Annotated in this window: 22 protein-coding genes and 2 pseudogenes; 19 read left to right on the forward strand and 5 right to left on the reverse strand. The window is 68.4% G+C overall.

Features of this window, described 5'->3' with window-relative positions:
- Window positions 1-21 precede the first annotated feature (21 nt).
- The 15 genes and pseudogenes from QMK24_RS25650 to QMK24_RS41915 form a co-directional block, all read left to right on the forward strand.
- Window positions 22-1791 carry a SidA/IucD/PvdA family monooxygenase gene (locus QMK24_RS25650; protein ID WP_283469143.1) on the forward strand — a complete coding sequence of 590 codons (1770 nt, stop codon included), beginning with the start codon at window positions 22-24 and terminating at the stop codon, window positions 1789-1791.
- Window positions 1788-1994 carry an MbtH family protein gene (locus QMK24_RS25655; RefSeq protein ID WP_283469144.1) on the forward strand — a complete coding sequence of 69 codons (207 nt, stop codon included), beginning with the start codon at window positions 1788-1790 and terminating at the stop codon, window positions 1992-1994. Before QMK24_RS25650 ends, QMK24_RS25655 begins: the two co-directional genes overlap by 4 nt.
- Window positions 1991-3667, forward strand: a complete 1677-nt coding sequence (locus QMK24_RS25660) for a carbamoyltransferase N-terminal domain-containing protein (protein WP_283469145.1) — start codon at window positions 1991-1993, stop codon at window positions 3665-3667. Before QMK24_RS25655 ends, QMK24_RS25660 begins: the two co-directional genes overlap by 4 nt.
- A complete protein-coding gene (locus QMK24_RS25665; protein ID WP_283469146.1) occupies window positions 3660-4742 on the forward strand; it encodes an amidinotransferase in 1083 nt (360 codons plus the stop codon). The genes QMK24_RS25660 and QMK24_RS25665 overlap by 8 nt, the downstream gene beginning before the upstream one ends.
- An 89-nt stretch (window positions 4743-4831) precedes the next feature.
- Window positions 4832-6622 carry an ABC transporter ATP-binding protein gene (locus tag QMK24_RS25670; protein WP_283469147.1) on the forward strand — a complete coding sequence of 597 codons (1791 nt, stop codon included), beginning with the start codon at window positions 4832-4834 and terminating at the stop codon, window positions 6620-6622.
- Entirely contained in the window at window positions 6619-8415 is a 1797-nt protein-coding gene (locus QMK24_RS25675) for an ABC transporter ATP-binding protein (RefSeq protein WP_283469148.1), read from the forward strand. Before QMK24_RS25670 ends, QMK24_RS25675 begins: the two co-directional genes overlap by 4 nt.
- 612 nt (window positions 8416-9027) lie before the next feature.
- Window positions 9028-9942: a chlorinating enzyme gene (locus QMK24_RS25680; RefSeq protein WP_283469149.1), complete on the forward strand. Its 915-nt coding sequence runs from the start codon at window positions 9028-9030 to the stop codon at window positions 9940-9942.
- Window positions 9942-10223 carry a hypothetical protein gene (locus tag QMK24_RS25685; RefSeq protein WP_283469150.1) on the forward strand — a complete coding sequence of 94 codons (282 nt, stop codon included), beginning with the start codon at window positions 9942-9944 and terminating at the stop codon, window positions 10221-10223. Before QMK24_RS25680 ends, QMK24_RS25685 begins: the two co-directional genes overlap by 1 nt.
- Before the next feature lie 61 nt (window positions 10224-10284).
- On the forward strand, window positions 10285-11217 hold the full coding sequence (locus tag QMK24_RS25690) for a beta-ketoacyl-[acyl-carrier-protein] synthase family protein (protein ID WP_283469151.1): 933 nt from the start codon (window positions 10285-10287) through the stop codon (window positions 11215-11217).
- Window positions 11214-13532, forward strand: a complete 2319-nt coding sequence (locus tag QMK24_RS25695) for a non-ribosomal peptide synthetase (RefSeq protein ID WP_283469152.1) — start codon at window positions 11214-11216, stop codon at window positions 13530-13532. Before QMK24_RS25690 ends, QMK24_RS25695 begins: the two co-directional genes overlap by 4 nt.
- Before the next feature lie 18 nt (window positions 13533-13550).
- Complete coding sequence (locus QMK24_RS25700) at window positions 13551-14957, forward strand: FAD-binding oxidoreductase (RefSeq protein ID WP_283469153.1); 1407 nt, start codon at window positions 13551-13553, stop codon at window positions 14955-14957.
- On the forward strand, window positions 14954-15844 hold the full coding sequence (locus tag QMK24_RS25705; protein ID WP_283469154.1) for an LLM class flavin-dependent oxidoreductase: 891 nt from the start codon (window positions 14954-14956) through the stop codon (window positions 15842-15844). The genes QMK24_RS25700 and QMK24_RS25705 overlap by 4 nt, the downstream gene beginning before the upstream one ends.
- Window positions 15845-15918: 74 nt before the next feature.
- The gene (locus QMK24_RS25710; RefSeq protein ID WP_283469155.1) at window positions 15919-16776 is read left to right on the forward strand and encodes an aspartyl/asparaginyl beta-hydroxylase domain-containing protein; all 858 of its coding nucleotides are present in this window, start codon (window positions 15919-15921) and stop codon (window positions 16774-16776) included.
- A gap of 441 nt (window positions 16777-17217) precedes the next feature.
- Complete coding sequence (locus QMK24_RS25715) at window positions 17218-17823, forward strand: hypothetical protein (RefSeq protein WP_283469156.1); 606 nt, start codon at window positions 17218-17220, stop codon at window positions 17821-17823.
- A 25-nt stretch (window positions 17824-17848) separates the two neighbouring features.
- A pseudogene (locus QMK24_RS41915) lies at window positions 17849-18040 on the forward strand (IS30 family transposase); the annotation flags it as partial.
- 70 nt (window positions 18041-18110) lie between these two features.
- Here QMK24_RS41915 and QMK24_RS25720 read toward each other — a convergent pair.
- From QMK24_RS25720 to QMK24_RS25725, 3 genes and pseudogenes are all read right to left on the reverse strand, one after another.
- Window positions 18111-18371 (reverse strand): hypothetical protein, encoded by a 261-nt coding sequence (locus tag QMK24_RS25720; protein ID WP_502962488.1) that lies wholly within the window; start codon window positions 18369-18371, stop codon window positions 18111-18113.
- Between the two features lie 28 nt (window positions 18372-18399).
- Window positions 18400-18546: pseudogene (locus QMK24_RS41920) on the reverse strand (hypothetical protein); the annotation flags it as partial.
- A gap of 688 nt (window positions 18547-19234) precedes the next feature.
- Window positions 19235-19714 carry a hypothetical protein gene (locus QMK24_RS25725; RefSeq protein WP_283469157.1) on the reverse strand — a complete coding sequence of 160 codons (480 nt, stop codon included), beginning with the start codon at window positions 19712-19714 and terminating at the stop codon, window positions 19235-19237.
- Window positions 19715-20094: 380 nt separating this feature from the next.
- On the opposite strand from QMK24_RS25725, the gene QMK24_RS25730 reads away from it, so the two are divergent.
- The 4 genes from QMK24_RS25730 (at window position 20095) to QMK24_RS25745 (ending at window position 23388) form a co-directional block, all read left to right on the forward strand.
- Window positions 20095-21168: a LuxR C-terminal-related transcriptional regulator gene (locus QMK24_RS25730; RefSeq protein ID WP_283469158.1), complete on the forward strand. Its 1074-nt coding sequence runs from the start codon at window positions 20095-20097 to the stop codon at window positions 21166-21168.
- 196 nt (window positions 21169-21364) lie between these two features.
- Entirely contained in the window at window positions 21365-22330 is a 966-nt protein-coding gene (locus QMK24_RS25735) for an MmyB family transcriptional regulator (RefSeq protein ID WP_283469159.1), read from the forward strand.
- Between the two features lie 24 nt (window positions 22331-22354).
- The gene (locus QMK24_RS25740) at window positions 22355-22888 is read left to right on the forward strand and encodes an MBL fold metallo-hydrolase (protein WP_283469160.1); all 534 of its coding nucleotides are present in this window, start codon (window positions 22355-22357) and stop codon (window positions 22886-22888) included.
- 2 nt (window positions 22889-22890) lie between these two features.
- A complete protein-coding gene (locus QMK24_RS25745; RefSeq protein WP_349307827.1) occupies window positions 22891-23388 on the forward strand; it encodes an MBL fold metallo-hydrolase in 498 nt (165 codons plus the stop codon).
- Between the two features lie 251 nt (window positions 23389-23639).
- Here QMK24_RS25745 and fabG read toward each other — a convergent pair whose 3' ends face one another.
- Window positions 23640-24347, reverse strand: a complete 708-nt coding sequence (gene fabG / locus QMK24_RS25750; RefSeq protein WP_283469162.1) for a 3-oxoacyl-ACP reductase FabG — start codon at window positions 24345-24347, stop codon at window positions 23640-23642.
- A gap of 506 nt (window positions 24348-24853) precedes the next feature.
- Window positions 24854-25165 (reverse strand): EthD family reductase, encoded by a 312-nt coding sequence (locus tag QMK24_RS25755; protein WP_283469163.1) that lies wholly within the window; start codon window positions 25163-25165, stop codon window positions 24854-24856.
- Between the last annotated feature and the right edge of the window lie 703 nt (window positions 25166-25868).

Genomic DNA, 25868 nt, shown 5'->3' on the forward strand with positions numbered 1-25868 from the left:
TCGTCGAGGAAGGAGGAGTACGTGAAGGATCTCGGCACGCGGGACGACCCGTACGATGTGATCGGTCTGGGTTTCGGACCGTCGAACATCGCGCTGGCGATCGCCGCTCAGGAGATCGCCCCCGATCGCAGCTGCCTGTTCTTGGAGCGCTCGCCAGACGTCTGCTGGCACGAGGGCATGCTCATCGACGGGGCCCGCATGCAGATCTCGTTCCTCAAGGATCTGGTGTCCCTGCGCAATCTCGCCAGCCCATTCACCTTCCTTGCGTACCAGAAGGCCAAGGGGCGGCTGGAGAAGTTCGTCAACCTCGGCCAGTTCCGGCCCACCCGGCTGGAGTTCCAGGACTACCTGCGGTGGGTCGGCGGTCAGTTCGCGGGCATGGTGCGGTACCGCTCCGCAGTCACCGAGGTGTCCCCGGTCCGCGACGATGACGGCACGCTGTCGCTGCTGCGGGTGACGGCCACCGACACCGCCACCGGTGAGGTGGCCGAGTACCACGCCCGCAACGTGGTGCACGCGCTCGGCGGCGTGCCGATGGTGCCCGCCGGAGTGACGACCGGCCCGGCCGTGGTGCACTCCAGCGCCTTCCTGTCCCAGTTCCCGGGTGCCTTCACCGACCACGACCGGGAGTGGGAGTTCGCGGTCGCCGGGGACGGGCAGAGCGCCGGCGAGATCACCCACTACCTGCTGGACCGCTACCGCAACTCCCGCGTCCACCTGGTCTTGCCCGGGTACTCGCTGCGCGCCACCGACAACAATCCGTTCGCCAACGAGCAGTTCTTTGAGGCCAACGTCGACGAGTTCTACTGCCGCAGCGAGGAGAACCGGCGCGACTACGCCGCCCGCCTGCGCAACACCAACTACGGCGTGGTGGAGGCGGGTTTCCTCGACACCCTGTACGACGTGGTCTACGCGGACGAGGTACGCGGCCGGACCCGGCTCGTGGTGCACGACGGCTCCCGGCTGACCAGGACCGACCTGGACGGCGAGAGAGTCAGGATCGGCGTGCACAGCCGCTTCGGCGCCGGATCCCACGAGTTGCGTGCGGACGGGCTGGTGCTGGCCACCGGTTACCGGCGGGAACTCGACACGCAGATGTACCAGGCCGTCCTGCCATACCTCGAACTCGACGACGACAGCAGGCTCGTGGTCTCCCAGGACCACCGGGTGCGTGCCGCCGAGGAGCTCACCTGCGGGCTGTACGTGCAGGGCCTCGCCGAGGCGACGCAGGGGCTCGGTGACACGCTGCTGTCGCTGCTGCCGTTCCGGTCCAAGCAGATCGTCACGGCCATCGCGAAGGACGGCGGCTCGATGGCGCGGGCGTTCCCGGCCGAGAAGGACGACTCCGAGGCCATGGTCGCGCAGATCCAGCGGTGCGGTTCCGGCACCGTGGTCAGTGCCGGGCCCTCGGAGTTCCCGGTCGCGACTCGGCTGCCGCTGATCCTGGATCGCGCCCGCGGCCGGCAGGGCGTCCTGTTCGGAGTGCTGGACGGGACGGATCCGATGCCGCTGAGCGACGGCGGCAAGGTGCTGGTGGTGTTCGACCCGGACCCGGCCTCGGCCGGGCCGCCGGCCGGCAAGCCGATGTCGGTCAACGTCCGCGGGCACGTCCGGCTGGTGAGCGACGGGGACCGGATCGCCGCGCACCTGGCCCGGTTCGACCCGGCGGGGCCGGCCGATCCGCCCGGCGCCGCGGTCGGAATCGAGATCGAGATCGGGATGCTGTCCGGCCGCGTCCACTCGTCCCAGGAGCTGCGCGCCGTCCGAACCGAGAACGAGGGGCAGTCATGACCGACACCGATGAGACGTACGTCGTCGTACGCAATGACGAGGAGCAGTACTCGACCTGGCGGTCGGACCGACCGGTGCCGGCCGGGTGGACGCCGGTCGGCGAGCCGGCGTCCCGGGAGGACTGCCTGGCCCGGATCGGCGAGTTGTGGACCGACATGCGGCCGGCCAGCCTGCGAGCGGCCATGAGCGGGTCCCAGCGATGATCGTCTGCGGGATCAAGGTGTCCCACGACGGTGCGGTCGCCGTGCTCGACGGGCAGCGTCTGGTCTTCAGCGCCGAGATGGAGAAGCTCGCCAACGGCCGGCGCTACAGCGCGCTCGGCGACCTCGACCGGATCTCCGCCGTCCTGGCCGATCACGGGCTCGACGTCGCCGACGTGGACGGCTTCGTGATCGACGGGTGGTGGTCGGAGGACGACGGGCCGACCCTGATCGACACCCTGTCCGGGGGAAAGCCGGTCAGCGTCGCCGCCGCGCCGTACGCCGCCGACCCGTTCGTCCCCGCTCCGCCGCCGCGGTACACCTTCGACGGCATCGCCGGCAGCCCGCTGGCCGGGGGATACAGCAGCTATCCGCACGCGAGCCACCATCTGTACGCCAGCTACTGCAGCGGTCCGTTCGCCGGACAGACCGCGCTGGGCCTGGTCTGGGACGGCGGCACGTTGCCCCGCCTGTACCTCGTGCGCCCCGGCCAACCCGTGACCGGCGAGTACCTGGGGCCGCTGTTCGGCCTGGTCGGCGACGTGTTCACGTACTTCTGCCTGGCACTGGGGCCGTTCCACCGGCCGTTGGACGGGCTCACCGAAGTCCAGATCGTCGAACACCATCTCGGCACGGCGGGCAAGGCGATGGCGTACGCCGGCCTGGGCACCGTGGACGACGACGTGCTGGCGGCGCTCGACAAACTCGTCGCCGAGCTGGGCGTCGATTCGATGGGACCGGAGGTCGGCACGGCGCTGGCCGAGCGCTGCGCTGCGCTCTTCCCGTCGCACTCCAGCGCCGACCTCATCGCTGCCTGCCAGGAGTTCATCGGCCGCACGCTGGTCAGTACGCTCACCGACGCGGTGGCCCGGCTCGAACTGCCCGCACCGCTGCCGATCTGCCTCGCCGGGGGATGCGCGCTCAACATCAAGTGGAACAGCATGATCCGCTCCAGCGGGCTGTTCACCGGTGTCTGGGTGCCGCCGTTCACCAACGACTCGGGTGCCGCCATCGGCACCGCCCTCTGCGAGGCGCTCAACCAGGGCGGCCGGCCGGAGCTGGAGTGGAACGTCTACTCCGGGCCGGCCGTCACGCCGAGCCGGCCGGCGCCCGGCTGGTCGGCACGGCCGTGCGACGAGGCGCAGCTGGCCGCGCTGCTGCACACCACAGGTGAGCCGGTGGTGGTGGTGGACGGGCGGGCCGAGCTCGGCCCGCGGGCACTCGGCAACCGCAGCATCCTCGCCGCCCCCGTGGCGCCGGCCATGAAGGACGAGCTCAACGGGATCAAGCACCGGGAGCCGTTCCGGCCGGTCGCGCCGATCTGCCTGGAGTCGGAGGCGTCGGCGGTCTTCGACCCCGGCGGCGCCGACCCGTACATGCTCTTCGACCACCGGCTGCGCCCCGGCTGGGCGGAGCGGGTGCCTGCCGTGCTGCACCTCGACGGGACGGCCCGGCTGCAGACCATCCGGCCGGACACACCGCACACCAGGGTCGGCCGGGTGCTTGAGGAGTACCACCGGATCAGCGGGATCCCCTTGTTGTGCAACACGAGCGCCAACCTGTCGGGGCACGGGTTCTTCCCCGACGTCGCCACTGCCACCGCCTGGGGCGGCACACCGTACGTGTGGTCCGGCGGAACCCTGTACACCGACGAGCGGAGGACGAACCGTGTCTGAGTCAGAGGGGGAGACCGGGTCACCGGTCAGTGCCTACAACGAGTGGGACCCGTTGGAGGAGGTCATCGTCGGCACCGTCGACGGTGCGCACTTCCCGCCGTACGACACTGTGACGGCCGCGCCGCTCTCGCCGGAACAGCGTGCGGTGTTCCGGGAGCAGGCCGGCAAGCCGTTCCCGGCAGACCAGATCGCCGCGGCCCGCGACGAGCTCGACCAGCTCGTCGAGATCCTGAAGAACCACGATGTGCGGGTGCGCCGGCCGGACCCGCGCGACCACGGCCAGTCGTACGGTGCGCCCGGCTGGACCAGCACCGGCCTCTACGACGCGATGCCGCGCGACCTGCTGCTGGTGATCGGTGAGCAGATCATCGAGGCGCCGATGGCCTGGCGGTCGCGCTACTTCGCCAGTTCCGCCTATCGACCGCTGCTCAAGGAGTACTTCCGTGGGGGCGCCCGGTGGACCGCCGGCCCGCGCCCGGAGCTCAGCGACGAGTTGTACGTCGAGGGCTGGACCGACCAGCCGGACGGCGAGCCGTTCCAGTCGGTGATCACCGAGTTCGAGCCGACCTTCGACGCGGCCGACTTCATCCGGTGCGGCCGGGACATCTTCGTGCAGCGCAGCCACGTCACCAACATGATGGGCATCGAATGGGTGCGCCGGGAGATCGGCAACGAGTACCAGGTGCACGTGGTAGAGCTGGCCGACGACCATCCGATGCACATCGACGCGAGCCTGATGCCGCTCGCACCCGGCAAGCTGCTCATCCACCCCGACCGGGTGGTCGAGGTACCGCGCCAGTTCAAGGACTGGGAGATCCGCCGAGCGCCGGAACCGGTCATCCCGGACGGCCACCCGCTGTACATGACCAGCAAGTGGATCAACATGAACATCCTGATGCTGGACGAGACCCACATGGTGGTCGAGGCCGAGGACCGGCCGATGCAGGAACTCGCCGAGAGCTGGGGCATTACGCCGGTCCCCTGCCCGTTCCGGAACTTCAACAGTTTCGGCGGCTCCTTCCACTGCGCCACCACGGACGTTCGCCGGCGCGGTGAGCTGAAGTCCTACTTCTGAGTCCGGCAGGTCGTCCCGACGCCGGTCGGCGCGCCGGTGCTTCATCCGACCCGGACCGACCGGCGCAAGAGAATGGCAGGGAAGGCGCGATGGCAGATCAGACGGCAGGGCGGTTCAAGCAGGTCCGGCGGGCACGAGCGTTGCTGCTCGCTGCCTTCCGCGCCCACCCCGGCCCGATCATCTGGGGACTCGTCGGCTCGCTGCTGTACGGCACGAGCCTGGTCGCATGGTCGGTGGCGCTCGGCGAGTTGACCAACCACGTGGTGATCCCGCGGTTCGACAACGGCCAGGTCGCCACCGGCACGATCGTCGCCGTGCTGCTGGTGGTGACCGCCATCGGCGTGCTGCAGGGTGCCGCAGGACTGATCCGGCGCTGGACTCTCGTCGTGACCAGGGCCCGCTTCGACGCCACCCTGAGGGGCGCCGTCGTCCACCGGTATCACCGGCTGCCGATGACGTACCACCAGACCCACCCGACCGGCCAGAAGCTGGCGCACGTCACGACCGACGCGGAGGCGGCTGCGGAGCTGCCGGCCCGGCTGCCGGACGTGCTCGGCATGTTCGTGCTGTTCGGTGTCACCGCCGGCTGGGCGGTGGTGGTCGACCCGGTGCTGGCGCTGGTCGGCGGCGCGATGATCCCGGCGTTGCTGCTGATCAACTGGGTCTACCAGAAACAGGTCGAGGCGCCCGCCCAGGCGGTCCAGGAACGCCTGGGGCGGGTGACCGAGGTCGCCCACGAGAGCTTCGACGGCGCGGCCCTGGTGAAGATGCTCGGCCGGGACCGCGTCGAGCGGGACCGCTTCGCCGCCGAGGCGGCGGGTCTGCGCGACGCGAAGATCAAACTGGCCGTCCGTGACTGGATGCTGGACTCGCTGATCGAGTCGATCCCGACGGCCACCTCGCTGATCATGGTCGTCGTCGGCGCGTTGCGGGTGAACAGCGGAGATATCACGGTCGGCACCCTGGTCAGCTTCGTCAATGTGTTCGCCATGCTGGTGGTCCCGGTGCGGACCATCGGCAACGTGCTCGGCGACGTGCCGCGCATGCTGGCCGGGTACGCCCGGGTCCAGACGGTGCTCGACGAGCCGCTGCCGCCGGCCACGGCGGATCCCCAGCCGCTGCCGGACGGCCCGCTCGACGTGCAGGTCCGAGACCTCTCCTTCACCTACCCGGGCGGCGCGGCCGCGCTCTCCGGAGTGAGCTTCGACGTGCCGTCCGGTGCCACCGTCGCGATCACCGGCGGCACCGGGTCGGGCAAGACCACCCTGCTGCTGGCGCTGACCGGCCTGCTGCCGCTGACCGGCGGCACCGTGCTGCTGAACGGGGCCGACCTGAGCCGGATCAGGTCGGCCGACCGGGAGACGGCCATCGCGGCCGCCTTCCAGGAGCCGTTCCTGTTCGCCGGCTCGCTCGCCGAGAACGTGCTGCTCGACTTCGACGGCGCCGCCGCGGCCGGGGCCGGTGCACGGCTGGACGAGGCGCTCCGCCTGGCACAGGCGAAAACACTGGTGGACAACCAGCCGAACGGGGCGGACACGCCGGTCGGCGAGCGCGGAGTCACGCTCTCCGGTGGTGAACGGCAACGCATCGCGCTCGCCCGAGCGCTGGCCCACCGGCCGCGGCTGCTGCTGCTGGACGAGGCGACCTCCGCCGTCGACGCCACCACCCGGCAGGAGATCATGAGCGGCCTCACCACCGGCCTGACGTCCACCACGACGATCGTCGTCACCACCAGCGCCGCGACCCTTGCTCTCGCTGACGCCGTCGTCTACCTCGAACAGGGCCGGGTGGCCGGCGTCGGGGCCCACGCCGACCTGCTGCGGATCGACGGCTACGACCGGTTGATCCGGGCCTACGAGCGAGAGCGGGTGCAGGCATGACCACGATCGAGCCGGCTGACCCCGAGAGCGTCACCGGGTCGACGACCGCCGTGATCCGCCGCGGTCTGGCGGCCATTCCCGCGATTCGCAAGGGCCTGCCGCTGACGGTTGTTCTCGCCCTCCTCGGCGGGATCGGCCGGCTCGCCGTGCCGGTGCTGATCCAGCAGGTCATCGACCGTGGGCTCAGCACCGGTCACATCAGCGGCGGCCGGCTGCTGGGGCTCAGCGCGGTGGCCGCGCTGGTGGTGCTGGTCACCGCGGTGGTCAACTGGGTCAGCCTGGCGCGTCTCGCGATCGCCAGCGAACGTGCGCTGTTCGATCTGCGGGTCCGCGCCTTCACCCACGTGCACCGGCTGAGTGTGGCGTACCACTCGGCCGAGGCGCGGGGGAAGCTGGTGTCTCGCGTGACTTCCGACGTCGAGACCCTCAGCATGTTCCTGCAGTGGGGCGGTCTCGCCTGGCTGGTGAACGGCGCCATCATGCTGGCCGCCCTCGCCGGCATGGCCTTCTACGACATCGGGCTGACGGTGATCACGGTCGTGCTGACCGTGCCGCTGCTGTTTCTGATCCGGGTGGTGGTCGGCCGTCTCGGCCCCGCGCACACCGCGGTCCGGGTCCGTGTCGCCGACCTGCTGACGGTGATCTCGGAAACGATCCAGGGCGCCGCCGTCATCCGTGCCTACGGCGTCGCGGAGCCGAGCCTGCGGCGGACCACGGCCACCATCCACCGGTGGCGGGACGCGAAGATCCGAGCCGGGTATCTGGGCGGCCTGCTGTTCTCCCTCGCCGACCTGTTCGCAGTGGTCATTGTGGTCGGCGTCGTCGCGGTGGGACTGGCGATCGGTCCGTCGACCGGGAACAGCGCCGGCGAACTGGTCGCGTTCATCATGCTGGTGACCCTGTTCCTGGCGCCGATCACGGAGTTCACCCAGGTCATCGACTTCACCCAGAGCGCGGTCGCCGGGTGGCGCCGCGTGCTGGCCCTCCTCGACATCGCCGAGGACATCGCCGAGCCCGCCGACGGCCAACAGTTGCCGCCCGACCCGCCCGATGTGGTCGTGGAGAACGTGGTCTTCGGCTACCCGGGCACCGGCAGGACTCTGGACGACGTGTCGTTCGAGGTGCCCGCAGGCCGCCAAGTCGTGCTGGTCGGCACCACCGGATCCGGCAAGACGACGCTGACCAAGCTGATCGCGCGGCTGGCCGACCCGGACAGCGGCCGCATCCTGATCGGCGGCGTGGACGTTCGCGAGATCGCGAACGAGTCACTGCGCTCGCGCCTGGTGGTCGTGCCGCAGGAGCCGTTCCTCTTCGACACCACGGTTGAGGAGAACGTCCGGTACGGTCGCCCGTCCGCCACCCGCGCCGAGATCGAGCACGCCTTCCGCGAGCTGGGCGCGGAATCGTTCGTCGCCGGCCTGCCGCACGGCCTGGACACCCCGGTGGGGCAGCGCGGTGAGAGCCTGTCCGCGGGGGAGCGGCAACTGGTCGCCTTGGCCCGCGCGCACGTGGCCGACCCGGCCTGCCTGATCCTCGACGAGGCCACCTCGGCCGTGGACCCCGAGATCGAGCTGACGCTCATCGAGGCGCTGCGCCGGCTGACCGCGGGGCGCACCTCGGTGACCGTCGCGCATCGGCTGGCCGTCGCCGAGCGGGCCGACGAGGTGATGGTGCTGGAGGGCGGCCGGCTGGTGGAGCGTGGCCGGCACCACGAACTGCTCGCCGCGGACGGCGTGTACGCCGGGCTGTACCACAGCTGGCGGCAGGGCACCGTCGGCAGCGCCCGCGCCTGACGGTCGCGCGTTCTCCGCCCTTCGACGCCCCTTCCGGGGGCGCCTGGCCCTGGATTCCGTGGTGATGTGCTCGTTGTCGTGTGATGACCGGTGGTCGCGGCCCCAGGGCGAGTTGGGGTCGCCCACCCGGCTTGTGTTGCCGCGAACGCGCCCGCCCGCTGTCCGAACTCAGCGACGCCGGGACCCGGTTCGAGGAGGTCACCTGGTGCCGCGCAGCAAAGCTGCCATGCCTCGTGCTGTGCGGTCCTTGAGGTGCGACCCCCTGCCTTGAGGTGCGGCCCCCTGGCGAACTGGCCCGCCGCACCGCCCAGGAAGCCGCCGGCGGCCGCAGCACACCAGTACCCCGGCAGACCCAGAACCCAACGAAGCACTACCAGCACGACGGCCCCTGCCACAGGGGACGCCACCCCCCCCGGACCAGAGATCCGCACCGCGCATCAAGTGACCTGAACAGTCAAGGCTGCCGGTGACGTCGACGGCTGCCGCAGACCCCGGTTCCGGTGACAAGACGCGTCGCTCGGGCCCGCATACGGTGGGCCTGATCGGCCCCGCATTCCTCCCTCAATTCGGGTGGCTCAGACCGGCAGACACCATCGGCGAAAGGAAGACAAGGTGGCTGAAAGCATCAGCGGAACGGCAGCCCAAGGGTTGACGGCCGAGCAGGTGAAGTCTTTCCAGGAGAACGGCTTCCTCGGACCGTTCGACCTCTATCCCGAGGACGAGACTCGGCTCCTCTGGAACCAGGCCATGATCGAAATGGTCACGTCCCGCAACAAGCCGCACGACTCGACCATCATCAACTACGACCGCCATCTGGACTGCGACACTCTGTCCCAGCACATCGCCCACCCCGAAATCGTGCACAAGCTGCGCAGCCTGATGGGCGACGACATCATCTGCTGGAAGACGAACATCTTCGAGAAGCAGCCGGGCGAGTCCGGAACCGGATGGCACCAGGTCGAGGCATTCACCGTTTTCGAGTCGGAGACGGTCGCCTATCCCTCGCTGCGGTACACCGAGGAGAGCACCGCGGCCACGCAGGAACTGACCGTGTGGACGGCGTTCTCCGATGCGGACGAGGAGCACGGCTGCCTCCGGTTCATCCCGGGCAGCCACAAGAAGTGGTACTACGACGAAACCAAGCCGATGTCGCGGGACGTGGAGAGCAAGTCCCACGACTTCTTCGGGTACGACTACTCGGAGCTGAAGCTCGACGAGGACTGGGACCCGGACGCCGGCGAGATCGTCGAAATGCCGATGAAGCCGGGGCAGTTCGTCATCTTCCTGGCCAAGTGCATCCACGGTTCGCTGCCGAACGTCAGCGACTCCAAGCGGCTCGGGCTCGCCACCCGGTACGTTTCGCCGTCCGTCCGGGTGTACGAGCACATCGACAGCCTCAGCGGGTTCGGTGACGCGATCAGCCTCGACTACCACGGCAGCGTCCTGGTCTCCGGCGAGGACCGGTGGGGCCACAACCGCATCCACGCCAACAACCTGAACGGCTTCCCCTTCCCGAAGGTCGACTGATGAGCGCCGACGACTACCGGCGCAAATTCGCCGACTTCCTCGCCAAGCAGTCGATGACCAGCGACATCACGTACGAGCAGGTGGCTCGGGCGAAGACGCGTGACGAACTGGGAATCAGCTCGCTCAACATGGTCCTGGTGCTCGTGAACTACATCAAGGAGTACACGAACAACACCGTGACAATGCGCCCGGAATGGGTTTCCCGGCTGGGTGACATCGACGGCATCCTTTCCGTGCTCCGCGAGATCGACGCGAGCGTGGTGGTGCCGACCCGGACCTGAAGTCCGTGGTGAAGAGCCCGGTGCCGACATTCCCCCATCCGCTCGGCCGATCGAAGGAACCATGATCTCGGATCTCGAAGATGTCGGCATCGGCTCGTTCGCGTGCGCCTTCGGCGACCTGGAGAACAAGCCGGAGAACATTCCCGACTTCGATGAACTCTGGCAGACCGCGTCGTTCGGCACGGACTTCGCCGAAATGGGCTGCACCACCTTTCGGAAGATGTCCGGGCCGGTGCAGGACTACGTCGTGGACGCCGTGCGCCGGACCCTGCGGGGGTCCGGCGCCGGTGCCGCGGACATCGACCATCTCATCATCGCGACCAGCGACCCGACTCTCGCCCGGTTGCCGTCCGACTTCGCGGAGCGGGTGCTGACCGCCCTGGGACTGGACAACTGCGTCCCGCACCTCGTGTCCTTCCAGCGGTGCTGCAGTTCGTTGACCGCTCTGCGGCACGGCCGGGACCTGTTCGCCGATCCGGACGTGACGCACGTGGTCATGGTCGCTCTGGACTTCGTGCCGGACGACCGTGACAGGGTCCAGCCCTACGCCGTGTTCGGTGATGCGGCGGTCAGCTGCATGCTGACCCGGCACGACCCCGGGCTGGTGCGGCTGTCCGCGTCCGCCGTCAAGGTGGACCCGGAGGGACTGCGCGGTCGTGACTCGTTCGTCTCCCGCAAGGCCGTCGCCGACCGCACGCTGTCCGCGGTCCTGCGCGCCGGCGGGCGGGAACTGGGGCAGGTGACCAAGGTGTTCGCGGCCAACCTGCACAAGCCGCTGACCTTGTTCAACGCGTCCTCGGTCGGCCTGCCGCCGGACCGGCTGCACTTCGCCGACACGCTCTCCGCCTACGGGCACTGCGGCAACGCCGACTGGTTGATCAATCTGGTCGACTATCACGAGCGAGTCGGCATCCGCAGCGGGCAGACGTATCTGGCGCAGTCCCTGGCACCGGGGTTCTACGCCTGCGCGCTCCTGGAAGGGACCGCACCGTGAACGGGCTGCTGTCCAGGACGGACTGCATAGGGCCGATCGTCGTGCCGGCCGGCGTGACGGGCACCCTGCATTCTCTGGCCGCGGCGGCCGGGGTAGACGGCTTCGTCGCCCTGTCGATCTGCATCGGCGTGCTTGCCGAGCGGTTGCCGCGCCCCGGCACGGACTGCCGCGTCCGGGTCACCCGGCGGGAGCTCGAAGCGATCCTGCCGAGGCCCGATGCGCCGGACCCGGCGATGAGCTTCCGCGACGCGCTGCGGCAGGCCGCCCAGTCCGAAGACGTCGCCACGGCGGAAACCGACGACGCTCCGGTCGCCGTGACGATTCTGATCACTCGGGACGGCTGGAACCTGTACGTCGAATCCATGACCGACTCGTCCGACGTCCCCTCCACGGAGGCCTGGGCACACTCGTTCCTGCAGCTGCTCACCGGCCTGACGAACGACCCGGACGCACCGATGCTCAGCCATCCGCTGGTCGGTCCCGAGGAGCGCGAGCGGATCCGGCACGGCCTCAACCCGCACCACGACCCGGAAATCCGGTACCGCACGATGGCGGAGCCGTTCGAGGAGCAGGCGGAGCGCACCCCGGACGCGGTCGCCCTGCAGGACGAGGACGGCAACACCGTCACCTACCGGGCGCTGAACGAGCGCGCGAACCGGCTGGCCCACTATCTGCGCGGGCTCGGCATCGGCCCCGGCACCCGGATCGGGATCTGCCTGCAGCGCGGCGTCCACCAGGTCGTCGCCATCTACGCCGCGGTCAAGACCGGTGCCACCTACGTTCCCCTCGACGCCGACCTGCCGGACCAGCGCATCGCCCTGATCCTGGCGGACTCGGCGCCCCGGCTGGTGCTGACCGACCGGGTCTGCCGCGACCACCTGCCCGACGGCGAGTGGGAGATCCATGATGTCGGCAGCGAGCAGGCCGGGTCGGGCCGACCGGCGACGAATCCCGTCGTCGACGGCGGCCCGGGGCTGGTGCACATCCTCTACACCTCGGGGACCACGGGCCGGCCCAAGGGCGTGGTCTCCCGCACCGCGGGCACCTTGGCCAACGTCTTCTGGATGCAGCGGCAGTACCCGTTCTCCCCCGGGGAGACGGCGCTGTTCAAGGCCTCGCCGGGATTCGACATCTCGATCTGGGAGCTCTTCTGGCCGCTGTATCACGGTGCCCGGCTGGTGATCTGCCGGCCCGGCGGCGAGCGGGATCCCCGGCATCTGGCCCGGCTCACCCGGGACCACGACGTGTCGCTGATCTTCCTGGTGCCGACGATGATGACGGCCTTCCTGGAGGAGCTGTCCCAGGCCGGTTCCGAAGCGTTGAAGTGGGTGGTGTGCGGGGGCGAGCCGATGAGCCCGCGGATCCCCGAGGCGTTCGCCGCCGTTCTGCCCGGCAGCAGCCTGGTCAACGCCTTCGGCCCGACCGAGGCCGGGCCGGTCACCGACAACGTCGTCGATCCTGGCTCGACCGGCGGGCCCGTTCCGGTGGGCCGGCCCGCCGACAACTTCCGGGTGACCGTGCTGGACGCCAACCTCGATCTCGTGCCGATCGGCACGCCCGGTGAGGCGTACATCAGCGGGCAGGTCGGCTTGGCGGACGGGTACTGGCGGCAGCCCGCCCAGACAGCTGAGCGGTTCGTCGCGGACCCCCATGGACCGCCGGGATCACGGATGTACCGTACCGGTGATCTCTGCCGCTACCGTGCGGACGGCGCGCTGGAGCACCTCGGCCGGATCGACCGGCAGGTGAAGATCCGTGGGCTGCGGATCGAGCCGGGGGAGGTCGAGTCGGTGCTGGTCGCGCACCCCGCGGTCGGCGACTGCGCGGTGATCGCCCACGGGCAGCCGCTCCGCCTGCTCGCCTTCGTCGTGCCCGCAGGCCAGGGCTCCGTCGCCGACCTGGACCCGGCGGTGATCCTCAAACACGCGGCCGGGGTCCTGCCCGCGCAGATGCGGCCGGACCGGGTGGTGCCGATGGACTATCTCCCGGCGACGGTGAACGGCAAGATCGACCAGGGCGAGCTGATCAAGATCTGGCAGGAGCTTACCGAGCGGGAACGTACGGTCGAGCCGCCCGCCGACGAGCTGGAAGCGGCCCTGATCCACATCTACCACCGGGTCCTCGGCCGGTCCCCGATCAGCGTGCTGGACACGTTCGTCGAGCTCGGAGGCCATTCGTTGCTCACCTTCAGGCTGCTCGAAGAGTGCAAGGCAACCCTGGGAGCCGAACCCGACGTGACCCAGCTGCTGAACGGCACGCTGCGCGACGTGGCCGCGACGATCCGCAAAACGACAATCCCGTCACCACGGGACTAGGACCGGAGGACTACGGCTTTGGACACCCTCACCGCCGGTGACTCGGAGAAGCTCGCTGACGCACTGCGCGGCGATCTCATCACCGCCGCCGACCCACGATACGACGAGGCCCGCACGGTCTGGAACGGAGACATCGACCGGCATCCCCTGCTGATCGCGCGCTGCGCGGACGTGGGGGACGTGACCACGGCCGTCACCTTCGCCTCCGAGCGCGGACTGCCCATCGCGGTCCGCGGCGGCGGGCACAGCGTGGCCGGCCAGGGGATCTGCGACGGCGGCCTGGTCATTGACCTGTCCCGGATGCGTGCGGTCGAGATCGACCCGGAACGCCGGCTGGCCCACGTGCAGGGCGGAGCGCTCTGGCAGGACGTCGACGGGGCCAGCCAGGCGCACGGGCTGGCGACGACCGGCGGCATCGTCAGCGAGACCGGCGTCGGCGGGCTCGCCCTGGGCGGCGGCATCGGCCACCTCATGCGCCGCTGCGGGCTCACCGTGGACAACCTGGTGGAGGCCGATCTGGTGACCGCGGACGGCAGTCGCCTCCGGGTGGACGCCACCACGGACCCGGAGCTGTTGTGGGGCCTGCGCGGCGGCGGCGGCAATTTCGGGACCGTGGTGCGGTTCGGCTTCCGGCTGCACGAGATCGGACCGACCGTCCTGGGCGGGATGATCATTTATCCGCTGGACGTCGCACCGGCGTTCCTGTCCCACTACCGCGACCTGATCGCGGATGCTCCGGACGAGCTCGGGACGATCGTCAACCTCCGGTTGTGCCCGCCGGTGGCAGCCGTTCCCGAACGGCTGCACGGTGCTCCGGTCGTGGCCGTCAACGTGTGCTGGTCCGGTGACATCGAGGACGGGCAGGCGTTCCTGCGTCCGCTGCGTGAGTTCGGGCGTCCGCTGCTCGACACGGTCGGCCCGATGCCGTACGTCGAACTGCAGCAGATGGTCGACCGCACCTCCCCGCCCGGCAAGCAGTACTACTGGCGGTCGGTGGACTTCGGGGAGCTCAGCGACCAGGTCATCGCGACCGTCGTCGAGCACGCGTCGCGGATCACCTCGCCGCTGGCGGCCGTGCCGATCTACCACCTCGGCGGGGCGGTCGGCCGGGTGCCGGCCACGGACACCGCCTTCGGTTCCCGGCACGCCGGTCACAACATCAACATGTTCGGCGCGTGGGAGCCCGGCCGGGACGACCGGGAGCGTCACGTCAGCTGGGTCCGGGACTTCAGCGAGGCGATGGCACCGTACTCGGTCGGACAGTACGTCAACTTCCTCAACGACGAGGGACGCGACGGCGTACGCGCGGCCTACGGCGAGCGGTGGCAGCGCCTGGTCGCGCTCAAACGGCGGCTCGATCCTCGGAACCTGTTCCGCTACAACTTCAACATCGATCCGGGTCGGCCGGGCGAGGGAGACACGTGAGATTCGGCATCATGATCGTCCCGGAAGACCGGTGGCAAACGGCGCGGCTGAAGTGGCGCCAGGCCGACCAGATGGGATTCGATCACGCCTGGACCTACGACCATCTCAACTGGCGGGCGTTTCGCACCAAGGAGTGGTTCACCATGGTGCCGACGCTGACCGCGGCGGCGCTGGAGACCGAGCGGATCGGGCTCGGTGTGCTGGTCGCCTCGCCCAACCTTCGGCACCCGGTGCACCTGGCCAAGGATGTCGCCGCCATCGACGACATCTCGGACGGCCGTCTCATCCTCGGTCTCGGCGCCGGCGCCGAGGGCTTCGATTCCACCATGACCCGCCGGACCTCGTGGAGCCGGCGCGAGCGGACCGAGCGGTTCGCCGAGTACGTCGAGCTCACCGACCAGCTCCTGACGCAGCCGGTGACCACGTTCGACGGCCGCTACTACCTGGCGAACGAGGTGCACTCCTATCCTCTGTGCCGGCAGCAGCCCCGCGTCCCGTTCGCGATCGCCGCGTCCGGGCCCCGTGGCATGCGCGTGGTGGCCCGGCACGCGTCGTACTGGGTCACCACGGGCGAGCCCAACCGGTTCGCGTGCGCTCCGTACGAGCAGGCCCTCCCTGTCCTGCGCCAGCAGGTGGAGTCGCTGGAAAAGGCCTGCGTGGAGATCGGCCGCGACCCGTCCACCGTGTCCCGGCTGCTGGTCACCGGGCCCACCGTCGGCGGCGTCCTCGATTCGCCGGCCGCGTTCTTCGACGCGGCGGGCAGATTCGCCGAGGCCGGAATAACGGACGTCGTCGTGCAATGGCCGCGGCCGGACGAGCCTTTCCAGGGCCGGGTGGAAGTCCTGGAAAAGATTGCCGAAGACCTGGATCGTCACCGAACCACCTGACTCCGCCCCAGCGGAAATGCCGCCTACCGTCCCAGGGAAAATCCAGTTTTTACTGAGAAGGGTTGCCTGATCCGATGCGAACCCATTATGTAGGGGATACCTATCTCGACGAGTCCCGCCTGGCGAAGGATCTCGAACAGGCCGATTCCATTCCGTGGTCCGAGGCGTACAGCGATTACGTTTTCGGCGGCGCGTGGAAGAGCTGCATGCTCTGGGCCCGGGGCGGGGACGCCGGCGACGGCGTGGTCACCCATTACGACCACGACAGGCCCGCCGCCTTCTCCGATTTCGCCGATCAGCTGCCCTATCTGAGGGAGCTGATCGCGGAGGTCGCCGACCTGGACCGGCTGAACTTCGTACGCCTGGCGAAGGTGCAGAACAGCGTGATCATCCCGCATCGGGATCTGCTGGAGCTCAGCGAACTCGCCGACGAGACCCGCAATGCCCACCGGATGCACATCCCCCTCGCCACGAACGAGGACTGCTTCTTCAACGAGGGCGACACCGTTTACCGCATGCGTAAGGGCGAGGTGTGGTTCCTCGACGCCTCGGAGATCCACTCGGTGGCGGTGCTCTCCTCGCAGGAGCGGGTGCATCTGATGTTCGACTTCGTGGACGTGCCGTCCACGAAGCCGTTGATCACCGTCGGGGGAGCGAGCCCGGACGCCGGTATTCCGGCCGACCGGACGGTGAAGCGACCGCCGCTCACCGACGCCGCCCACGCCGAGCTGATGCGGCTCGCCGACGTGCTGACGCTGGAGACGGTCAACGAGATATTCAGCATTGTCATCAAAAAGCACTTCCGGTACGACGGAGGCGAGAATTTCGTCTGGAACTCCATGATCGATATTGCGCGCGCCGCCGCGGACCCGGCCGTTCTCGCGCACGTCGAGGAACTCCGTCGCCACTACACCCTGGAACGGTCGGCCTGATACTTCGCAGCTGTTCAGCAGGGGTGACGGGTCGTCGGCCGTCCGGACTGCCCGATCGGTGACCCTGCTCGGCGTGGAGTCCCAAGGCGTACCGACGCGTGGGGAGTTGCTGCTCCTGCTGTCGGTGAAGGGTGCTCCGACCGAGGCGCAGGCTGGGCTTGTGGTCGGTTGTCCGAGCAGGCCTCGGACGGTTTGCCCAGCCTGCGCCGAACGGGAGCGCGACCGACACCCGCACTCGTCCGACCGCATCACTGTCGGGCACGCCCTCGTCGAGCGCGAACGCTGGACCTGGAACAGGCCCCGGGCAGGGCAAACACGTCGCGCACCAACTCGTCGGCCCCGGACCGGGGCAAGCGGCGGGAAGCCGTGTTCGTCGGGGCAGCGGCATGTTCCGCCGACCCCGGTGATCACTGCCCCCGTCGGCTGTCCGACGATGCGCGTATGACGAACGACCAACTCCCTCGTACGTACACCCTCCTGGGCGCCGACCGGCGGCAGTACAGCTCCGCGTTCCCCGGCACGTTGGGTGGCCACCGGTCGCAGCGGCTGTACGGGCGGCTCGACTGTGTGAGTGCCAACCGGGCGATCGCCCGGGGCGGATACGTCCGCGACCGGGTGTTCTTCGCGGACGAGCCGACTGCGATCGCCGCCGGCTACCGGCCCTGCCACACCTGCCTGCGCGACGCGTTCACGGCATGGAAGACGTACGGCATCAAGGGCGACTTCACCGATCGCACTCCGTCCGTAACCGCGGGCTTGCCCGAGTTGCCCTGGACAGAGGCCGACCTGGGCGTCCTCGCCGATGACTACCGGCCATCGATACGGGTCCACACCGCCGGGCTTCTCGACCTTCTGGCCGTTCTCGAAGGCGGACCGCACTCGCACACCGAGGTCGCGGAGCGTCTCGGTCGCGCCCCACGCGAGTTGCAGGCCACCTTCACCTCTCGGTCAGGGTCCGGCCCGGCCGGTGCGCGTAGACGCAGTCGGTGCGCAGCTCCTCGAACCATAGGCCCCTTTGCTCGATCCGGGGCGTTGCCGTGCTCATAGGGCGCCTCCCAACAGGCAGTGCGGCCGGTCTTCGGTGGTCGCGCTTGTTGACCGCCGCACCCGCTACCTCCGCCTGGTCGCGCTGCCCGACGGACACTCAGCCGACCAGCTCCGCGACGCTCTCATCGCGGCCTTCAACAGGCTGCCGGATCACGCTCGCCGGACCCTTACCTGGGACCAGGGATCCGAGATGGCCCGCCATGACGAGCTCGCGCCCTCGGGTTCTCGTGCACCCGCCAGGTGGAAGACGGCCGCCATGCCCACACGCCGCAGTCCACCAATTCCTGTCAGCGGCCGAGATCGCTGGACCGGACCACCTTGCGCAGGGTCGCGGCGACCGTGCGGACGTCGGCTTCGGTGGTCCGCCAGTTGATGAACGCCGCTCGCAGCGCGGGGACGCCGGCATGGGCGGTAGGGGTGAGGAACGCCTCGTCGGCGAGTTCGCTGGCAAGTGCGGTCAGCCGGGCGGGGCTGGGATCGTCGGTGAGGCACGCTGTCGGGCGTCTGCCCGAGGGGGCCGAGGTAGGCCGCGGCGTTCTGGAAGACACGGGACTGCAGATCCCGGCGGCGGGTGAACTGGACCGCGCTGTCGTAGGGAACGTTCAGCCACTTGTGCAGGTTCACGCAGATCGAGTCGGCGCGGTCAAGGCCCTCGACCAGGTGGGCTGTTGCGGGTGACGGCACCCCTCCGGACGGCATCACCGCCACGCAGGCGGAGAGCATCGGCACCGTGCTGGGGCTGCTGCACCGGGTGACCGCCGACTATGCCGGACCGCTACGACCGCGCGCCGGCGATCTGGCCCTCCAGGCAACGCCTTTCGCAACGGTTCGCTGAGGAACTTCGCGCGCCGTTCTGACAGGACCTCGGCCGCAACGGCTCGGGGTCGCCCAAGCCGTGTAGCGATCGGAGAGGCCCTGTTCATCGGTCGTTGTGACAAGCTGCGCCCACAGCCATGCCATAAGGATCAGATTCATCAAATGGTCCTGCTGAAAGACCGTCGCCCGCCCGCGCAGGGGAGGCAGGGGCGGGCTCATGAGGACAGTTCCGCGCATCCGGACCGGCCCAACCTCATTGCGCTAGGAGGTCGAAGGGCGTGCGGATAGTCAACACGCGGTCTCAGAGTGTGGGTAGTGGGAAGCTGAGCGCGACCATAGGGGCTCAAGACTGCCCCATTTTGATATTAAATATGCCCATAGATTCACTGGGATTTCCGTACATGGAAAAATCTTCCCGTGGAAAAGACAAATTCTGTCGTCAAGACTCGAGGCATCGAAGAACGCGACGGGGCTGCTCGGCCTATCTGGTGTCGGATCGCTCGTCGTGCGGGGACGGTCGGGGGGCACAGTGAAGGTAATTGGCTTGGAGTGTGCGGAGCGCGGGACGGACCCTTCGTTGAACAGGAGGCGCAGCTCAGATGGCTCCATCGGCCGGGATCCAAGCGTCGTATCGCAGGTCCTCCATGACCATGAAGTCGAACGAGGGAAACCCCACCGCCGGCCGCAAGGTCAACCGCGTCTCGATTCTCAGCAGATCCGGGAAGCGACGGCGACCATCGGTGCTCTGCTTGCTCGATTCCGATCTGTGTTGTACTCCCGCGAGCAGAGCGTCGCAGCGGTAATTTGGAACACTGAGCATCTCCTCGGAGAGAGCCCGCGATCGCTCCTGTCCGGTGTGGAGCATGACCTGGTCACGAATCCCATCCGGGTTCAAGACCTTCTGGCGCGTGCCGGTGACAGCGCCGCAGTCAGCCGAGATACCCTTCGAACGGGGCTGATCCCGTCCATCGGTGCTGCGCGGTACGGACTGCGCGCTGATGCGGATCTGTGCGAGCGGGGTGTGCGCTTGCGGACAGTTTTCCGCCACTGCGAGGTGTTGTCGCCTCAACAGCACCGATACCTCATCGGCTTGTCAGCGCTGGGTGTCGACGTACGACTCGCGCCCGTGGTTCCCCTCGACTTGCTTGTCGTCGATCACGAGATTGTGGTTCTGCCAGTGCACCCTGACCGCCCCGGGGATGCGCTTCTACTGCTCCGAAGCCCCGAGTGGGCGGACACGGTGACGACGGTGTTCGACGCCTGCTGGACGCGAGCCACGCCATATCTGGTGTCGCCGCCAGAGGTAGCGTCGGATGCATCAGCCGGGCAAAGCAAGAAGGAGCAGGCCGGATTGCATCGACTGGCTTCCGGCCTTGCCGAACTGAAAGCCACGAGTAAGTCGGTTGCCGCCGCGGGCAGTAGCGAACGGATGGCCGCACACGCGAGGAGAATCTGATGGTCACCCCGATTGCGGCCAGGACCAACCAGCCGCGTGCCTCGCTCAGCTCCGCCGCGCCGTCCCTCTTGAGGAGTACACGGACACCCGCGGAAGTCGGCCTGCTCCTCTACCAGTCGCTGAGGGAACGGGGATCGAGCGCTCCCGGCGAGATTGCCGCGCACTTGGGACTCTCCCTCACTGACGCCGCGCGATGGTGGCAGAAGTTGCAGGAGCTGGGTCTGGTGCGGTCGGCACAGACTGCGGGTGATGTGGACCCCGTGGACCCCGACACCGCAGCTCTAGGTCTGTTCGAGCTTCAGCGCGTCCGGATGCTAGCTCAGAGCGAGGAGTTGGATCAGCTGCGGCAGACCGCCGACACTCTGATCCAGGTGTTCCGCCCGGTGGTGGTGCGTGAGTCCGTCGAGGTCCAGGTGGAGGTGTTGCGCGATCAGCGGCGTCGTCGCCGGTACCTGAACTCCCTCAATGACGACGTGATGACGCAGACTTGCTCGATGCATCCAGGGCCTCTTCCGGCTGCCACGGTTCTGGCTGCCTCGTTGGAGGAAGACGCCCGGATGGTCCAGCGAGGTCTTCGGGTGGGTGCGATCTACGGCCAGAGTGTGGCCACCGCGCCATGGCACCGCAGGTACCTGGCCGATCTCGTCGCTTTGGGCGCCGAGGTTCGGCTTGTGCCTCAAGTCCCTTTTGATTTGCTGATATTCGACTCTCATACGGCAATGTTGCCGAGCGACCCAACGGAGCCGTCGCGGACCATTCTCGCCATCCGTGGCGCTCAACTGCTTCCGTCCTACGTTGCGTTGTTCGAAGACGTATGGCTACGAAGCGTGCCGCTCACTGCCGCGGGTGATGAGGCTGTGAATGCACTGGACAGTCTCGCGGATCAGCAGCGCACCGTGATGCGGCTCCTGGGCCATGGCCACACTGACGAGCTGATCGGGAAGCGACTGGGAAATGCGGCACGCACGGTCGGCCGCATCGTCGCGTTGGTGATGCAAGAGATGAAAGCGACGAGCCGGTTTCAAGCAGGGATGCTCGCAGCGTCCAGCGGGCTGATGGACTCCGCATCCTGATGCTCGTCTGCCCTCTCGGACTCGGTAGTGACCCATACCCCAGGAGAAGGGGATGGTCCATTCGATGACCTGTGGTGTTTACTCCAAGTCAGTCCCGGTCGCCGCGTGGTGGTCAGGACATTTCTGTCCCCCGGTGCGTCGTCGACCGAGCTTCGCTACGCCCTGGGGGCGTCGAGGCAAGGAGGGGCATCCGACCATGGGCGATGTTCGCGCGCTACGCAAGCTGCTGGCGGGAGCCCGGTCCCGGGCCGACCCCGCCAGCTGGCCCGAACTGCGCTCTGCCCTCGTCCAGCGCGATGCCCGCGGACGGCGAGCCGAGGACGGTGGCCTCACCCAGGCGCACATGGACCAACTGCTCTGCAGGGCTGCCGGTACGTACAACCGGTTGGAGCGCGGTACTGCGGTGCCCGAAGTGCTCCTGCGGGATGTCGCCAGAATCCTGCGTCTGACGGACCAGGAGTGGGGTGCGTTGTGGCGGTATGCCTTCGCTAAGGAACCGCCTTACCCGCTGGACGCTGACCTTGGCCTGGTCATTCCGGGCGCCTGGAAGGTGGCCCTGCGTTCCATCGGGTCCATGGCGTACATCACCGACCGCGACTGGAACGTGGTCGACCACAACGAGGCCTTCTCTCGCATGTTCCTGCGCCGGCAGGTGCCGCACAACACGATGCGCTGGATGCTGACAGACGCCGAAGCCCGCATCACGCTGGCTGACTGGCACACCGCGTGGGCGCCGCTGCTGGTGGCGCAGCTCCGGGCCGCGGTCGCCCTGGATCCCGAGAGCCGCACCCTGATCACGCTGCACAGAGAAGTCCGCGCCGATCCGGTCTCCGGGCCCATCTACGAGGCCGCTGGCGGGCAGGCGTACATCCAGCCTCGCGCCGAGGCCCCGCGGCCTCTGCACCATGCGGAATTGGGACCCGGCTGGGCCACGATGTGTGCAGCGGGCCCCTTTGGATCTCCTGGCGCCCGGTGCATCATCGTCCTGTTCGACGAAGGCCCGCCGCCGCCCCCTCGCCTGCCAATGCGTGCTGAGCCGCTGGATGCTCAGACGCCGGACCTGCTGGAGCGTTCCGACGCAGCGGCGGATGGCCGTTTCGTGTCTCACAGCGCGCTGTGCGGATCGTCGCAGCCGAGTTGGGGCCGGAAGTCACCACAATGATCACCTATGGAGTATCCCCGGATCATGGTCTCGACACTTAACCGCGTGGCCGCCAACGTGCACGTATGGAACCCGCCCGGCGCCGGCACGTGGGGGCTGGCCAACTGCGTCCTCATCGACGCAGGGACCTCAGGTGAACCGGCTCTCCTGTTCGATGTCCCATACGACCGGCCCCTGACGCGGAAGCTGCAGGCACTGGCCGCCGACTTACTGGCCCCCAACGGCGCCGCCATCGGCACCATCGTCAACTCTCACGCAAATGGCGATCATTCCTACGGAAACGGGCTCTTTCCGGGCGTTGACATCATCAGCACCGAAGCGAACCGTCAGCACATCTGCGCCGAGCCGAGTCCCGAAGAGCTGGCTCATCTGCTGCGCGTCACCAGCCGCGACACCCCGCTGGGCTGGTACATGGGGCGCCACTTTGACCGGTACGACCTGACCGGCCTCAAAACTGTAGGGCCCACCTCCACCTTCTCCGGGCAGATGACGCTGCGAGTCGGCGACCTCCAGGTGGACCTGTACGAGGTGGGCCCGCGCACACCGTCGGCGACCTGATCCTGCACCTCCCGCAGCGGGACGTCGTGTGCGCAGGCGACGTCGTCTTTATCGACGATCACCCCGTGCACTGGGCCGGGACGCTGGAGCAGATCCTCCACGCCTGCCAGCGCATCCTGGACCTCCAGCCCAGCACAATTATCCCCGGCCACGGACCTGTCGTGGGGCAGGAGCGGGTCCGCGAGTACGCCGACTACTTGGAGGCGCTGCGCGAGCGCATCCACCACCTGCACGGCCTGGGATGGTCTGCTGAAGAGACCACCGCAGACCTCCTGCGCCGCGACACCCACCCCACCTGGGGCCTGGCCGAGCGGATGGCGATCGCCGCGATCCGGGAATACCGGCACCTGGACGGGAACACCGAAGCGCCGAACCTCGTGCAGTTGGTCGGCATCGCAGCTGCTTACGCCCACGCGATCCACCGCGGCGCGGGGCCCAGCAGCCAAGGCATTCCCGTCCCCTCCGCCCGGTCGACGGCCACTGCGTCGCTGGCCAAATGAGAAGCATCGGGTGATGGGCGGCACAGCCGAGGTGCAGGGCTGAGCCTGGCCGGAGCGGTCGCCGCGGGCAAGGTGGGTACCGATTTCGTCAAAGTCGCCGTCGGCGGTCTTGTGCCGCCGACCGGTCGGGCTCGCCGCTGCCCAACTGTCAGCACCGTCCGACGACAGCGCACTCACCCGGCAACTCCTTCGGCCGCCCGCTAACCATCTGGGGCTGTAAGACGTCGAGATGCTGACATCTGGTGGTTGCCTCAGTGACCCATCGCCGCACCGCCGTCCACGGGTATGACCGCGCCCGTGATGTACGCAGCACTGTCCGAAGCGAGGAACTCGACGGCGGCCGCGATTTCTTCGGTCTGTCCTATGCGTCCCAGCGGCACCTGCTGCAGGATCGCATCGCGCTGTGCACCGCTGAGCTGACGGGCCATATCTGTGTCGGTCAACCCCGGAGAGATGACGTTGACAGTGATGGAGCGTGAGCCCAACTCGCGGGCGAGGGAACGCGCGAACCCGATCAAACCAGCCTTCGACGCCGCATAGTTGGACTGACCGGCCGCACCGTAGAGCGCGGATGCCGAGGCAATCAGGATGACCCGGCCTTTTCGCGCGCGCAGCATCGGCTTGCTGGCCGCTTTCACCACCCGATAGGCACCCGTCAGATTGGCGTCAACCACGCTGGTGAAGTCCTCTTCCGACATCCGCATGAGCAGTTGGTCTCGGGTGACGCCCGCGCAGGAAACGAGAACCTCGACAGGACCCTGGTGCTCCGCGACTGCCTTGAATGCCTGTTCCACCTGTTCGGTATCAGTTACGTCGCATTGGACACCGAACAGCCCGCCCTCAGGGGGTTCACCAGTGCGATAGGTGACTGCGACGTTGTCGCCGGACTCTGCGAAACGCTTCGCTATCGCCAACCCGATTCCTCGGTTGCCGCCGGTCACGAGTATGGAGCGAGCCATCGCTTGGAGCCTCTCTGTACGCATCGGGGGAGGCGGGGTCGATGAAAGGTCCGCCGGAACGCGTCAGCATACCCATAGGTCGGCAACGTCTCAGGCCGCGGGGTTGTCGACGTTTGGTGCGACAAAGCCGTTGCGCTCTGCACTGTTTGACCCGAGCGAACTATCAATGCGTATGTGAGTTATGCCCGCATCTTGCGTGGCCTCGCACCGCCTTGGTCTGCGCAGCGCAGTCGCTGGCGCTCATGTCAGCTCACCCTGCGGTAGGTGAGTGCGAAGTCGTGCCTGAGCCGTGGGTCGGCGCCGGAGCACGCGGCGACGGGGACCCTTGCGAGCGGCGCCAGGGGTTCCAGCATTCGGATGCGCCCGGGCGCATCCGCCGTGAAGGGCATGACGGATCACCCCGAGATCTCGGCTGCTCATCCGCCTTGTGCGATCGTCGGCCCGGCAGGTGATGACGCTGGGCGTCCCTTTCGGCGTGTGGACATCGTGGGCATGACGGTCGGCAGTCACGCGTCGTCCCCGGTAAAGATCATGCTGCGTACCGGGGTGAGTTCCTGGAGGCGTGCCGCGTCCGCCGCGGTGGCGCGGCCCTCGGGCGGGGCGAACGCGGCGCGCACCTCGTCCATCGTGTTCCATTCCAACTCGGCGACCAGGTAGTAGGGCGTGCCGCCGCGTATGGCTGCGCCATCACCACCGACCGTGTACCGGCGCAGCCCTGGCAGCCGGTGTGCGAGCGGAATGTGGACCTCGTGGTAGTGCCGATCGAAGCCTTCGGGGTCGGCCGGCGTCTCGTACAGGGCGAGGAGGCGAATCGTCATTGAGCATTGTTCAACCTGAAGTTGCAGGTCACGGGGCTGGCGTGGGGTGGGGGTGGGGTGCTCGTGCCGGTCGGGGGCGTGATCGGTAGCGTGTGATCGTCCGTCGTGCGGCCGGTTCGCCGATTGCGCCGAGCGGCTGCGATATGGGTCATGGTGAGTTCGAGCCTCCGAGGTCTGGTGGCTTCCCCTCCTGCCCCGAAGTGATCGTGTGACACAGACTCACCACTGATCCGGACGCCCGCGTGCCTCTACCATCGGCCGGATGGGTACTGCTGAGCAGTGCGCCGCTGTCGGCGCGAGCGAGCGCAGCCGACTGCGGGCCGCGGCTGCCGGTCTCGCCGGGTCCTGCCATCCCGGTCCTGTCGTCGCGGTGACTGTCCTGGCGACCGCGCTCGCAGCCGCCGCCGGACGGGGCGTCCCCGCTTGCCTGTTGCTGGCCGCTGCTGTGTTGACCGGGTCCCGCTGTCGCTGGCCTGCGGCGCGCTCGCGGGCTCGGTGGGGCCATGCGGTCACCTCGTCGCACGGATAGCCGGTTCGCCCAGCCGGCCCGGGCGCCCCGCCACCGGGGTCTCACACTGAGAGCGGACAGCGCAAGATCCTTGTAGGCGGACATTTTGGATCCCGCTTGGCGGACAGCTGATCTCCCTGTCGGTACGGCCGTTCGTGTGCTTTCGAACCCAGGTACCGAACTGGTGATCCCTCC

The organism is Streptomyces sp. PH10-H1 (genome assembly GCF_030063355.1).
GTDB lineage: Bacteria > Actinomycetota > Actinomycetes > Streptomycetales > Streptomycetaceae > Actinacidiphila.